At 41.9% G+C, this 14,500-nt stretch carries 8 protein-coding genes and 1 other RNA gene; 3 read left to right on the forward strand and 6 right to left on the reverse strand.

Annotation, left to right across the window (positions count from 1 at the left end):
* Positions 1 to 127: 127 nt before the first annotated feature.
* The 4 genes from PISS_RS10875 to fabB form a co-directional block, all read right to left on the reverse strand.
* On the reverse strand, positions 128 to 4,309 hold the full coding sequence (locus PISS_RS10875; protein ID WP_096040838.1) for a FimV/HubP family polar landmark protein: 4,182 nt from the start codon (positions 4,307 to 4,309) through the stop codon (positions 128 to 130).
* 351 nt (positions 4,310 to 4,660) lie between these two features.
* Complete coding sequence (locus tag PISS_RS10885) at positions 4,661 to 5,677, reverse strand: aspartate-semialdehyde dehydrogenase (protein WP_058155061.1); 1,017 nt, start codon at positions 5,675 to 5,677, stop codon at positions 4,661 to 4,663.
* 45 nt (positions 5,678 to 5,722) lie between these two features.
* Positions 5,723 to 6,844 carry a 4-phosphoerythronate dehydrogenase gene (locus PISS_RS10890; protein ID WP_058155063.1) on the reverse strand — a complete coding sequence of 374 codons (1,122 nt, stop codon included), beginning with the start codon at positions 6,842 to 6,844 and terminating at the stop codon, positions 5,723 to 5,725.
* 108 nt (positions 6,845 to 6,952) lie between these two features.
* Positions 6,953 to 8,164: a beta-ketoacyl-ACP synthase I gene (gene fabB, locus PISS_RS10895; RefSeq protein WP_013465470.1), complete on the reverse strand. Its 1,212-nt coding sequence runs from the start codon at positions 8,162 to 8,164 to the stop codon at positions 6,953 to 6,955.
* A 179-nt stretch (positions 8,165 to 8,343) separates the two neighbouring features.
* Here fabB and mnmC point away from each other — a divergent pair, with 179 nt between their 5' ends.
* Positions 8,344 to 10,353: a bifunctional tRNA (5-methylaminomethyl-2-thiouridine)(34)-methyltransferase MnmC2/FAD-dependent 5-carboxymethylaminomethyl-2-thiouridine(34) oxidoreductase MnmC1 gene (mnmC, locus tag PISS_RS10900; RefSeq protein WP_058155064.1), complete on the forward strand. Its 2,010-nt coding sequence runs from the start codon at positions 8,344 to 8,346 to the stop codon at positions 10,351 to 10,353.
* A 291-nt stretch (positions 10,354 to 10,644) separates the two neighbouring features.
* Positions 10,645 to 11,280: an SDR family oxidoreductase gene (locus tag PISS_RS10905; protein ID WP_024601782.1), complete on the forward strand. Its 636-nt coding sequence runs from the start codon at positions 10,645 to 10,647 to the stop codon at positions 11,278 to 11,280.
* On the opposite strand, the gene PISS_RS10910 is transcribed toward PISS_RS10905, so the two are convergent.
* Together PISS_RS10910 and ssrA are read right to left on the reverse strand one after the other, a co-directional pair.
* Positions 11,273 to 12,031 (reverse strand): sulfite exporter TauE/SafE family protein, encoded by a 759-nt coding sequence (locus PISS_RS10910; protein ID WP_058155066.1) that lies wholly within the window; start codon positions 12,029 to 12,031, stop codon positions 11,273 to 11,275. The genes PISS_RS10905 and PISS_RS10910 overlap by 8 nt on opposite strands.
* A 235-nt stretch (positions 12,032 to 12,266) precedes the next feature.
* Positions 12,267 to 12,623, reverse strand: a transfer-messenger RNA (tmRNA) gene (ssrA, locus tag PISS_RS10915).
* A gap of 249 nt (positions 12,624 to 12,872) precedes the next feature.
* Between ssrA and PISS_RS10920 the strand changes: the two genes are divergently transcribed.
* Positions 12,873 to 14,498, forward strand: coding sequence for a DUF342 domain-containing protein (locus tag PISS_RS10920; protein ID WP_058155067.1), 1,626 nt, complete (start codon positions 12,873 to 12,875; stop codon positions 14,496 to 14,498).
* Positions 14,499 to 14,500: the final 2 nt, after the last annotated feature.

Raw genomic sequence — 14,500 nt, forward strand, 5'->3', positions numbered from 1 at the left:
TTATGCTATATGGCGTCCCAATAAAAGCAGCGAACTAAGGTTCCTAACTATGCAATACAAAAAACCCGCTATTAGCATCACTAATAACGGGTTTTCATATCAACCATACCTTACAGGAGCTTGGTTATTAATTTTTAAGTTTAGCCTTTAAGCTTTGCGCTTCTTCTTGCACATCATCCGGGCCATTATTAATGATCTCATCCAGGATTTTAACTGCTGAGTCTGCATCATCAATCTCAATATAGGCATGTGCAAGATCAAGCTTAGCTGAGTACCCCCCGCTTTGGGTATCAACATCCATAGGGTTATCACCAGCCAGAAGTGAATCATACTCACCTAAACCAACATCCATATCGACGTCTGTGTAAGGTTCGTGATCTAAATCAGCTTCATCGCTTTGCTCTAACAATGCATCAATATCAACAAAGTCATCCTGCGCTAATGGCTCAGTAACCTCAGGTTGCTCAATAGGCTCTTGCAACGAGGATGCGCTTTCGTCAGCTAAGTCTTCACTTAGTAAGCTATTAAAATCAACATCAAACTCACTGCTGTCACTCAAATCAACATTTTCAGGTTCTGCCAGTTCATTGAGCAAGGCATCAAAATCAGTTTGTGTTAAATCAGCCATGAACTCATCGTCAAGCTCATCATCTGAAATCATGTCTGATTCTGGCGATACTGGGCTTTGCGTTAAATCAGCTTCACGGTCAGCGTTCGTTTGCTCGTCAGTAAACTCTGATGATTCAGCTAAAGCATCAAGTTGTTCATCATCAAACTCATCGTCTGTCCTAACGCTTTGCTCATCTGTAATTTGTTCAGTCAGCTTTTCAGGCTCTGAAAACTCATTGTCTAGTAATAATTCATCATCAAAATCGTCTTCTAAGCTATCGAGATCATTACCTGCGGATAGTGCATTAGCGAGATCTTGCTCTGCTTGACTTGGTGACATACCCGTTGCATCACCGTCTAAATTATCACCTTGTAGCTCTTCTGGTGTTAGTGATTGATGCTCTTCATCAGATAAAGGCAACTCATCATCAAGCTCTAGCTCAGGATATTCTTCAAGCTCTTCACTCGGTGTAACTATTTCTGGCTCGTATAGCTCATCGTCATCTGTCGATAAATCATTGTTTTGGATATCACCAGCAAGCGGATCATCACCTAAATCAATTTCATCTTCATCAAGCTCATCGTTTAAATCGTCGAGTGACCAATCAGGAACGTGTTCATCTGCATCGCTTGTTTGCTCAAGTTCACTTAAAAGATCATCAACGCTTTTAAAGTTTTCACCGTCGTACTCGTCAAGCGCATCTTCTGGGTCGAGTAAGGTTGAAGACGTATCGGTAAAGTCATCTTCTGATTCAACGTCAAACTCAGGATCTTGTTCAAGCTCTGGTTCTACTTCAAGCTCAGGGTCAGTTTCAAGTTCTGGTTCTGCTTCAAGCTCAGGCTCTGGTTCTGCTTCAAGCTCAGGCTCTGCTTCAAGCTCAGGCTCTGCTTCAAGTTCAGGCTCTGCTTCAAGTTCTGGCTCTACTTCGAGTTCAGGCTCTACTTCAAGTTCAGGCTCTTCTTCAAGCTCAGGCTCAACTTCAAGCTCTGGTTCTACTTCAAGTTCAGGCTCTGCTTCAAGCTCAGGTTCTACTTCAAGTTCAGGCTCAACTTCAAGTTCTGGCTCTGCTTCAAGTTCTGTCTCAGCTTCAATTTCTGGCTCAGCTTCTACTTCAAGTTCAGATTCTGCTTTAAGTTCATCATCTACACCATCAACTGACCAATCTGGTGTTTCTACATAGTCGTCGGTAGGTTGTTCTAACTCACTTAACAGATCATCAATACTTTCAAGGTTTTCATCGTTAAATTCATCTAAGGCATCCTCTTGATCGAGTAATGTAGAAGATGTATCGGTGAAATCACCTTCAGATCCAACGTCAAACTCAGGCTCTGCTTCAAGCTCTGGTTCTACTTCAAGTTCAGGCTCTGCTTCAAGTTCAGGTTCTACTTCAAGTTCAGGTTCTTCTTCAAGCTCCGGCTCAGCTGCAACTTCTGGCTCAGCTTCAAGTTCTGGTTCTACTTCAAGCTCAGGCTCTACTTCAAGCTCAGGCTCTACTTCAAGCTCTGGTTCTACTTCAAGTTCAGGCTCTGCTTCAAGCTCTGGTTCTACTTCAAGTTCAGGCTCTGCTTCAAGCTCAGGCTCTGCTTCAAGTTCAGGCTCTGCTTCAAGCTCCGGCTCAGCTTCAACGCCTGGCTCTGGCTCTACTTCTGGCTCAGCAAAAGATGAAGCGATAGATTCTACATCTTCACTATTTAACTCTTCTTGCGCGTCAGCTAAATCTTCAATTGAGTCCGCCAATGCATGATCTATTTCAGAATCATGAACATCACTTTCAGGTTGCTCCGCATCCAGTACATCGTCAATATCTACTTCGTCTTCATCAACTAGGCTGTCGATATCTGGCTCTTCACTTTGAGACTCAGTAGCCGATTGTTCTGCATCAAGTAAATCGTCAATATTAACTTCGTCATCTTCATCGACTAAGCTGTCAATATCCGCGTCTTCACTCTCTGCAGCAGCGGGTTGCTCTGCATCAAGCAAGTCATCAATGTCAATCTCGTCATCTTCTTCAACTAAGCTGTCAATATCCGCGTCTTCACTCTCTGCAGCAGCGGGTTGCTCTGAATCGAGTAAATCGTCAATATCAAATTCGTCATCTTCATCAACTAAGCTGTCAATATCGGTTTCTTCACTCTGTGCAGTAGCGGGTTGCTCTGCATCGAGTAAATCGTCAATATCAAATTCGTCATCTTCATCAACTAAGCTGTCAATATCGGTTTCTTCACTCTGTGCAGTAGCGGGTTGCTCTGCATCGAGTAAATCGTCAATATCAAATTCGTCATCGTCTGCTGATGTGTCAGTTGCCTGCTCATTATTTTCATCGAGTAAATCATCAATGTCGAAGTCTTCGCCCTCTTCGGCGAGCTCTTCACTGAGTGCAGCCATATCATCATTCGATTCACCTTGGGGTTCATCTGGTAATGAATCGTCATCTTCTTCATCAAACAGGCTATCTAAATCATCCGCACTTAAAATATCATCCGATTCGTCAAGATTAATTGTATCGCCCATGTCATCTTCATCAGGGCTATCAAAATCTTGTTGCATGAAAACATCAAGTTCATCGCCCTCAGTATTTTCATCTTCAAAAACAACATCATCATTAAGTAAGCTTTCTAACTCATCTTGATCTAATAAACTGTCATCATCGAGATCATCATTAAACTCCACATCATCATCAAGTAATACGTCATCCATGTTCTCATCTAACTGCACACTTAAATCATCAAGTGGATCGGGAGCAGGCGCTTCGTCAAGCGTGGGTTCTGGCATTTCATCTAGAGGGTCAGTATAAGCAGGCGCTTGTGGTATAAATTCATCATCGTTACTCTCAGGCTCTTGGTTATTACCACGCTTACGCAGCCACATAACTACAGCAAAAATAATCAACAACGCTGGAATGGTCATTAATAAAATGAGTACCAAAGGGTTCGAGAGTAATGCAGCAAAGCTAAATTCATTCTCTTGCTCTGTATCTTTTAATTTTTGCTGTGCAATGATCTCGTTTTGCTTAACGATTAATTCTTTTAACTGTTGTTGAATTTCACTATCTTGGCCTAGTTGTAAACGAACGTTTTCTAACTCGTTTGAAATACCTGTCAGCTGTTTTTTAAGGTTGTTGTTTTCAACTAAAATCTCTTCTACGTTACTAACCGAACTTTTAAACTGCTGCTGAAGCTCAACTAATTTATTACCTTGATCTGTTTTAATCGCTTTTAATTCTTGTTGTAATTCTTTTTTGGCTTCATCAACGTCTGCTTTGCGGGCTTGGGTTACTTGTGTTTGTGCTGAATTGATCTCTGCTTGAGTGAGTGTGCCATTTTTCTTTTTTTCCCACAGTTCATCGTCTTGCTCAGAACGTTGCTTAGCTAATTGCGGGTTTACTCGTCTAATTTCTGCCAAAGTAGGTATTTTTAAATACGAACCACTTTGCATGTGATTTAAGTTTTGTTCTAAAAATGAGTTGGGGTTTTTGTTATACAAGGCCTGCATAACTTGATAAATGCTGACTGAGTTATCTGGGCGAACTTTAACGGCAATACGCCAAAGTGTATCGGTTGGTTTTATTGGCCCAATAGAGCGACCCTGCGCGCCGTAATCTGCGCCTTTAGGCCCTCTTAATTGGGTACTGTCTTGAGAGTAAACAGTCGTTACCATCAGTGCAGACGCTAATATAATAAGTGAAACGAAACCGCGCATGCTGATCCTTTAATGTTTAAATGTTAACGCAGCGCTTTAAAATTGGCGCTTAAACATTGATTATTCTTGCCGTTGTTAGCCACGTGGCCAACGCACATTTTTATTACAATCTATTTTTATTGCAAGCTCTATTCCAGTTACAAACTATAAACCAGTTAAGCCATAATATCCATCGCAACGCATTGAAAATAAATACCTTAAACATCATGATAAAAATGTTTTTATGTTGTTTATCAAGATGTTTACACTCTCTCAGTTAATAAGTGGCAAAAAAATGGCGGTTAAAGCATAAAAAAACGGCAAACCACTGTGGCTTGCCGTTTATTGAAATTATCACTATTTTCAGACTAATTACATATAATTAGCAATCAGTTCTTCTGCTATTTGTACACTATTGGTTGCAGCCCCTTTACGGGTATTATCACTTACTACCCACATATTTAATCCATGTGGGTGTGAAATATCAGCACGTAAACGGCCGATATAAACAGTATCATTACCACTGGCATCCGACACAGCCGTTGGGTAATCGCCAGCATCATCAATTAGCTCAACACCTGGCGCATCACTCAATAGTTGCTTTACATGCTCAAAATCATAAGGCATACGCGTTTCAATATTAATTGACTCAGAATGACCAAAAAATACAGGGACGCGAACACAAGTCGGGTTTACCGCAATGGTTGTATCGCCTAAAATTTTATGCGTTTCGTTTACCATTTTCATTTCTTCGCGCGTATAGCCGTTATCTTCAAAGCTATCGATTTGCGGTATTACATTAAACGCAATTTGCTTAGGAAATATTTCGTTTTCCATTGGGCGTGCATTCATTAAATTTGCAGTTTGTTTAGCCAGTTCATCAACTGCCTCTTTACCCGCTCCCGACACCGCTTGGTAAGTTGAAACGTTAATACGATCAATGCCGTATACATCATAAATAGGCTTAAGCGCAAGCATCATTTGAATGGTTGAACAATTAGGGTTGGCAATAATATTACGATTTCTAAAATCGGCTAAGCTCGATGCATTTACTTCTGGCACAATGAGCGGCACTTCAAAGTCATTTCTAAAGTGCGATGTGTTATCAATAACGATACAGCCAGCGTCTGCGGCAATAGGGGCATATTTTTCAGATACACTGCCACCAGCAGAAAATAAACCGATATGCGCTTGGCTAAAGTCAAAGCCTTCAACATCACGTACTTCTATGGTCTCACCACGAAACTTTATATCTTCGCCAGCACTGCGGCTGCTTGCTAATAAAAACAGCTGATCGACCGGAAATTTACGATCTTCCAAAGTTTCAATGATTTGACGACCTACAAGGCCTGTAGCGCCGAGTACGGCAACGTTATATTTTTGCGACATATTTCATCCTCTGTAAGCACGATTAAAACAACCGTGCTAATTAAATTAGTTTGCTGTAGTAAAACCAAGCTGTGCAAGTGCAGCAAGCTCGGTGCTATCACCTTCAACCACCACGGTGCTAAACTCACGTCGGGTTGGATAATTTTTTCGTAAACTGTCAAAGCCTTCATCGGCCAAGTGACGCAGTAAAATGCCATCATCACGGCGTACGTCATAAACTAAGTGCACTAAACGGGCTATATCTGTTTCGCTAAAACTACTTCCTAGGGCGACTTTTTTAATTGCAGGAGGCGGTAAAAAATCATCAAGTGATTTTATTGCGTTAACCCCTTTTAGCTCACACAAGCTTTGATACAACATTTGTGTACCCCGAGCTTTGCCCTCAAGAGTATGTCCGGCAATGTGCACACTGGCATAGCGAACATGCTCAAGTAACTCGGTTAAAATGTTAGGTTCGTTTTCCCACACATCCAACACTAAATCGAGCTCAGCGCCGGCTTCCATCACCTCAAGTAATGCTTGATTATCAATCACATCACCTCGGCTGGCGTTAATTAAAGTAAGTCCAGGTTTAAGCGTAGTTAAGCGCTTTTTATCAAGCATGTGCAGTGTTTTATGCGTACCTGTTTTTACTAACGGCACATGAAACGTGACTATATCTGACTGCGCTAATAGCTCATCAAGCTCAACGTGCTCGGTTAATAGCCCTTGCTCATGCTTTATTGGGTCGCACAATAGTAAATTAACGTTAAGTGCTTTTAGCTTGTGCGCGAGGCAACTACCAATATTACCCACACCCACAATACCAATTGTTTTCCCGCTTAATGGGCTGGCGTTTTCTTGACTTAATGCAAATAAACTACTGATCACATATTCAGCAACCGCAATCGCATTGCAGCCAGGCGCACTGGTAAAATCAATATTTTTTGCGTTGAGCAAATCGGTATCAATATGATCCACACCAATAGTGGCTGTACCTACAAAGCTTAGCTTATTAGCCTGTGCTAATAATTCACTATTGACCTGCGTGACTGAACGAGTGAGTAATACATCAACATCAATGAGTTGTTCTGGAGTTAATTGCCTGCCATCAAATCGTTCAACCTCACCCATATCTTTAAAGAATTGCTCAACTAAAGGCATATTTTGATCGGCAAGAATTTTCATTGTGAATCCGTTTGGCAAAATGAGACCCTATTGTAACGAACAACCGCCTATTTGCACAAACGAAAAAGCCGAGCATTTTGCTCGGCTTTAAAATAGTTAAAGGTTAACTTAGCCTTTGTATTTGCTCATTACTAATGTGGCATTGGTGCCGCCAAAACCAAAACTGTTAGACATAACCGTATTTAGTTCAACGTCTTTGGCTTCAGTTACAATGTTCAAGCCCGCTGCTTGCTCATCAAGCTCATCAATATTGATAGATGGCGCAACAAAACCATGCTCAAGCATTAGCAATGAAAAGATGGCTTCGTGTACACCTGCCGCACCCAGTGCATGGCCTGTCATTGCTTTAGTTGCGCTGATCATTGGCGAGTTACCACCAAATACTTCTTGAATAGCGCCCAGCTCTTTCACATCGCCTACGGGTGTTGACGTACCATGGGTATTCAAGTAATCAATGCTATCAACGTTTTGCATTGCTTGGCGCATACAACGTACTGCGCCCTCACCCGATGGTGCAACCATGTCGTAACCATCTGAGGTTGCGCCGTAACCGGTAATTTCAGCATAAATGTGCGCGCCACGTGCAAGTGCGTGTTCTAGCTCTTCAACAACCACAATACCGCCACCGGCTGAAATCACAAAACCATCACGGTTAGCATCGTATGTACGTGATGCTTTTTCAGGTGTGTCGTTATATTTAGTCGAAAGCGCGCCCATAGCGTCAAATTCCATCGCTAGCGTCCAGTGAAGTTCTTCACCCCCACCTGCAAAAATAACGTCTTGCTTGCCTAGTTGAATCTGCTCAACGGCATGGCCAATACAATGCGCAGAGGTTGCACACGCAGAGCTAATTGAATAGTTAACGCCTTTAATTTTAAATGGCGTTGCTAAACATGCAGAGGTGGTACTTGCCATAGTACGTGGCACCATGTAAGGGCCAACGCGCTTAACGCCTTTTTCGCGAAGGATATCGGCCGCTTCTACTTGCCATTTTGATGAACCGCCGCCAGAACCCACTAATAAACCAGTGCGCTCGTTTGATACTTGTTCGTCGCTAAGGCCCGCATCTTCAATCGCTTGTGCCATTGAGATATAAGAATAAGCCGCTGCATCACCCATAAAGCGCATTGCTTTGCGGTCAACATGCTCTTTAACATCAATATCAATTTTACCTGATACATTGCTGCGCAATTTGTAATCAGCAAATTCTTGGTTAAAAGCAATACCGCTTTTACCCGCTCTTAGTGACTCTAATACTTCTTCTTTATTATTGCCGATGCTTGATACAACACCGATGCCTGTTATTACGGCTCTTCTCATGGGTAATTCCCTTAGCTTAATACTTAATTGTGTTCTATTTTACGCGAATTTAATCACCTAAGTGGTCAGCTTTCTAGCGTACACTTGTACTCTGAACCTACAGCTTATAAATAACGCCAGACTATTTCAAAGAAAACACGTAAAATAATTAAAAAATTATCTATAAAATTGAATTGGTCATGATAAAAAACGCCCACATACACTTTAATGATTTAGGGACACCGGTTGCTAATGACTTTGATGATGTTTATTTTTCTAATGACGACGGCCTCGCTGAGTCTCATTATGTGTTTTATCAACAAAACAGTATAGAGTCACGGTTACAAAATCATGACCGTGAGCACTTTGTTATAGCCGAAACCGGTTTTGGTACAGGGCTTAATTTTTTAAATGCATGGCAGCAGTTTTATGACCACCTGCAATGCCCACAAGTTCAAAGTCAACAGTCTAATAACGTGCAACGACTGCATTTTATTTCTTTTGAAAAATATCCACTTAGCGTAAATGATTTAAAACAAGCCTTGCAAGCTTGGCCTAGTTTAAGTCATTTAAGCGCCCAACTCGTCTCCCACTACCCGATTAATTTAACCGGTTGTCATCGCCTTGAATTTGCCAATGGCCTTGTGGTGCTCGACCTCTACTTTGGTGATGTGCTGGAATGTATTAATAGCATGAGCTACCCACAAAGTGGACTGGTTGACGCATGGTTTTTAGATGGTTTTGCACCGAGTAAAAACCCCGACATGTGGCAGCAAAGTGTATTTAATGCCATGGTCGATATTTCTAGAAGCAATGCCACATTAGCCACGTTTACCGCTGCGGGCTTTGTGCGCAGAGGACTAAACGAGGCAGGCTTTAGCATGCAAAAAGCCAAAGGCTTTGGCCGAAAACGAGAGATGCTAGTTGGCACACTCGCTCAGGCTAATTCAAAACAATCGGCCCCCGCCTATTTTGAGCATCACTTCTCTCCCCTTACCAATGTGGCTGTTATTGGCGGTGGTATAGCCAGCAGTTGTATTCTTTATGGCCTCGCGAAACGCGGTATACCAAGCCACTTATTTTGCCAAGATAAACAACCGGCCATGGGGGCATCTCACAATGTACAAGGGGCGATATATCCGCATTTACAAGCAAAAAATTCGCCACACAGTGAACTATTTGCCCATAGTTTTTTATACGCAAAGCGGCTTTACAATCAATTACTCAACAATGGCTTTTTGTTTGATCACCAGTGGTGTGGTGTGCTGCAACATGCAGTAAAACAGCCATTGGCAGAGCGTCATCAAAATCTCGCTGATAAACAACTGTGGCCAGAACAGCTTATGCGAAATGTGACTGCTGATGAGGGTGATGCTATTGCTGGGGTTAAAACTGGTTACTCAGGGGTGTTTTTTGAACAAGGCGGCTGGGTCAATCCCCCCCAGTTAGTCAGTGCTATGTTAGATGCCACACAGCAATTAAATGAGTTTGAGAGCCTATTTAATTGCCACATTGAGCAACTTAACAAACAACCCGATGGCTGGTACTTAACCACGCAAAAACAAACATTTGGCCCCTTTAGCGATGTGATTATTTGCGCCGGTGAACACAGCGATGCATTTGCGCAAACTAAAACGCTCCCTATTGTTGGCGTACGCGGACAGGTGTCACATGTTCAAGCAAGCACACAATCACGTAAGCTAAAAACCGTGTTGTGTCACAAGGGGTATTTCACCCCCGCTTATTTAGATCACCATTGTATGGGCGCCACCTTTGAAAAAAACAGTAAAAGCCGTGAAGTGACCGAGCAAGATAATCAAACCAACCGCGAGCAACTGCTGAGCTTTTATAACAACACTGAATTTGCCACCAGCTTAGGCGATATTAGCTCTGCTAAAGCCGCTGTTCGCTGTAGTTTTATTGATCACTTACCTATGGCCGGTGAATGGGTGGAGCAAACTGACTATACACATGCATTTGCTAATTTACGTTTGGGTAAGCGCTATCAATACCAAGCATTAAAAAAACCACAACAGGGCCTGCATATTTTTACCGGCTTTGGCGCGCGAGCATTATGCAGTGCACCGCTATCTGCCGAGCACCTAATTAGTAGTTTAAACAATGAACCTCGCCCATTAAGCGAACGCGTAAGCCAAGCTATTCACCCAGGCCGCTTTATTGTTCGTGACCTTATTCGCAATAAAATTTAAAGGTAATAATACCTACAAAGCCCTTTACTGTAATTACCAAGAACGCAGTGTACTTATTGGCTTATACCACCGTAGCTTTGTAACCGAAGTAAGTATAATGATCGAGTAAAAAGTTCTAAAAAACGCCTAAAAAAATAGCTAATTTTAATACTCAGTTAAGTAATAACTTTTCACTAATATGTTTTTTTTAAATAAGCTCGTTTAAATCCCATTTACTCTTTAAAAATAATTTCCTACCCCAAGGTCTGTTTGTACGAACAATCTTTACACTATATTGAGAAGGAATTAATTATGAGTAAGACTTTAATTATTGGCGCAAGTGGTCAAATTGGTAAAATGGCTACCAAACTACTTTTAGAAAATGAGCAAAATGTTGTTGCACTTGTAAGAGACAAAAGCAAACTGTGTGATTTAGATAGCCCATTTTTAAGTATTGTTGAACAGGATTTAGAAGGTGACTTTTCAAGTGCCATTAATGGCTGCGACCAAGTTATCTTTGCAGCAGGTTCAGGTGGAAGTACAGGCACAGATAAAACCGTACTTATTGATTTGTGGGCAGCGACAAAAGCAGCAACTTATTCTAAAGAGCACGGTGTAAAACACTTTATTATGGTCAGCTCTATTGGCGCAGACGATCCTGATGCGATAGATAGTGACTTAAAGCCTTATCTTGTAGCAAAACATATGGCCGATGAGCATTTAATTCACAGTGGACTCAATTATACAATTGTCCGCCCAGGAACATTAACTGACGAAAGTGCCTCTTTGGAAGTAACAACAGAGCGCCCTAGCGATCAGTCAAAGGCTAAAATTAGCCGCGAAAATGTAGCCAACGCATTGCTTCACGTTGCTACAAACTCATTTAATAGCAATCGTATTTTTGAGTTATTTGATGGCGATAAACCAATAAAAGCCGCTATTAAGTAAGCATTACACTCACCCCTTGCCATGCAAGCTGCATGGCAAGCAGAGTTAAAATCACTTTAAAAACAACCCTAAAACGCGCCACAGAGAGCCGCTTAAGTAAACGAATCCCTAACCAGGTGCCAATGGCTCCGCTTAAAATCATCGCCAGTGTTAACGGCAACCATTGCCAAAAACTAAAACCAAGCCCCGCATAAACGACGGCTTTTAAGCTATGCTGCAAGGTCATAATACTTGAAAAAGTCGCGGTAAATTTAAGCTTATCGTAATGATTAATGTGTAAATAACTCGCCACCAGAGGCCCACTTGCTCCCACAAAAGTAGAAATAAATGCCGTAATTACACCCGCTATTAAACGCCCTAATCGTGAGTCTTTATTAAATTCAGGGGTTGTTCCCCACAGTAAATAAATCACAAATAAAGCCACAAACAGCTTCATGCTATCAAGGTTAATATCGCTTACTACTTGGATTGATAGCCCAGCACCAATTAACCCACCCAGAGTAAAATACAACAACATCGACTTATCAAGATGGGCAATACTTAACAACAACCGATTGGCATTAGAGCCCAACTGCACTAAACCATGAACCGGCACCACCACCGCCATAGGCATAACCGACGCCATTACCACCAACAGCATTAACCCGCCGCCCGCACCAAAAGCCGCCGATACAAACGAAGTAACCCCCGCCAGTAAAACCAGTAAAAGCGAAATTAAAGGGGAAATGTGTTCAGCTGTAAAAATATCCATATCAAAGCTCGCAGTTAATCATTGGCTCATGATACAAAAAATAGGTAAGTAAGCGACTAGTCTATTAGTTGTAGGGTCAGCGGTCAGCGGTCAGCGGTCAGCGGTCAGCGGTCAGCGCAAGATAAATCAAACTACAATAAATTCAATCATTTTAGCCATAAAAAAACCCGCGACTTGATTGCTCAAGTTGCGGGTTTTTTAGGGTTTTTAAACAAACGAATTTAAAAACCGTTATTGGTGGAGCTGGGGGGATTTGAACCCCCGTCCGAAAAGCCTCGACCGTCGGTACTACATGTTTAGTATTGTCATTTAATTAACCTTTAAATCCCGGACAAACACGGTAAATAAAGGCGAGGCCGCTTAGTTTTAACGCTTCAACCCCGGCCAGGGTTTCCGTCGCGATCAGGTGTTAGGGTGACACTCCAAAATCCAGTCCACAAGAATACATGGAAGGAGCGCTAGCCAGCCTAAGCTGCTAGAGAGTAGTTATCGTCGTTTGCGATTACTTTAAATTGCGGCTTTTTTACGAGGCAAACCGCACCTCGACATGCACCTTGGGCTTCTTGAATTCCGTCGAATCCTAATCAGCCCCTGAATAAGGTTACTCATTCAGAGCGTGCAAGCAGTATAACTGAGTAACCCATCAATACTCAACACCTTAGGCGTTTTATTTTATTGGTTGGTTAATCCTGCATCAAACACACTTTTAAATGTAAAATATTGGATAATTAAGAAACAATTACTTAACAAGTATGATGCTTTATGCTCAAATGTAGGGCTAGACCTTGGTCTAATACAATATAAAAAATAATAACAGGCATATTACCTAGAGGATTTATAAATGTCGGTTTTTTCTTTTGATGAGCAAACGGGGCATATCTCTTTGCTCTCCCACCCTAATGTCTCAGGTTTAGCCTCAACAGCAACACAGCTTATTGAATTAATTAGTCAGTCAGAATATTGCGAGTGTGACATTATTGCTGGCAATATTGGTAAGTTGTTTGCTCAAAATAACGACGAAGAGACCCCCTCTTTGGTGGTTGCTCAAGCCATTGATGCAAAGCTAACCATTAACATTGATGAAAAAAATATGCTTGTTGAAGCTACCCTTATTACTGCTAAGGGCGGTAAATTACTTAACATGGAACAAGCAATTGACGTGTTAGCTCAGGCAGGGATTGTAAAGGGTATTAGCTCTCATGCATTAGAACAGTTATTGGCACAACAATTAGAACAACCCTCAGGAAGCACGCATTGCGCTGAAGTCGCTTTTGGTCGCGCGCCTAAAGTGGGTAACGATGCCAAATTTGTGCGTCTTTGCTGCACAGCGCAAGACCGCGTACTTAGCCCGCAAGCTAAGGGCGGTGGTAAAGTCGATATGAGAAACCTAGGTGATATTATTACTGTAAAACCTGGGTGTGAACTAATGCGGCGTATTCCAGCAACATCGGGAGTTGATGGCTTTACTGTGTTTGGAGATGTGCTAACTGCAATCCCTGGCAAAGAGCATAAATTACAACCTTTTGACGGTACTAAAATTGCGCCCGATAACCCCAACTTACTAATTGCCGACTGTACTGGTGTACCGGTTGCCCTTCCCCGTGGTATGCGTGTTGATGATGTTTTATGTTTTCATAATATTGACCCAAGTACCGGCCATGTTGAATTTGATGGCAGTATTATAGTCAGTGGTGATATAAAAGATGGCATGCGCGTGACTGCTACCGGCGATATTACTGTTTTAGGTTTTGTTGAATCAGCGCAGTTAAAAAGTAATAGCGCCATCACAATAGTAAAGGGGGCAATTGGCAGAAAACGAGAAGCCGATGAGCCATTCACCTGTTCTATTTTTGCTAAACGAACCGTTGCACTTGGTTACTCTCAATACTGTGACATAAAAACGGAGCAAAACTTATTAATAGAGCGTCAATCATTACATTGTGACTTGAGTGCTGGAAATTTAATTAGGGTTGGCAGCGCAAAAGATCCTAAAGGGAAAATTATTGGTGGCCATATTCTAGACGCAATGCGCATTGAAACAGGTGAATTGGGCGCACCAGCAGGAACTAAAACCCGTGTTTGCATCGCACAGCGATGGTATGTGCTAAAACAAAAACAAGCGCAAATCACTGACTTTGAAAAAGTTTTAATCAGTAAGTCAATTGAACTACAGCAAGCGCGCCAGCGAATTAATAAACAAGTTGCAAGCGCACAGCGTCAGCAGTTTTTGAATAAAATAACAACGAATGAAGAACACATAGCAAACCGAAGCGCCAGTATCAGTCAGCAAAAGCAGTTGCTAAGAAAGAAAATGGCGCAGCTTTTAGCGCTCAGTCGTTTAAAAGTTAATGAGCTTATGCACCCCGGGGTGGAGCTTAAAATTGCACGAGAATCAATTAGCTTTTCGCGTAATTATCCACCACATTTAATCACTCACAGTGAAGGTAAAATAACGCAATCGTTTTAATA

The organism is Pseudoalteromonas issachenkonii, assembly GCF_002310795.1.
GTDB lineage: Bacteria > Pseudomonadota > Gammaproteobacteria > Enterobacterales > Alteromonadaceae > Pseudoalteromonas > Pseudoalteromonas tetraodonis.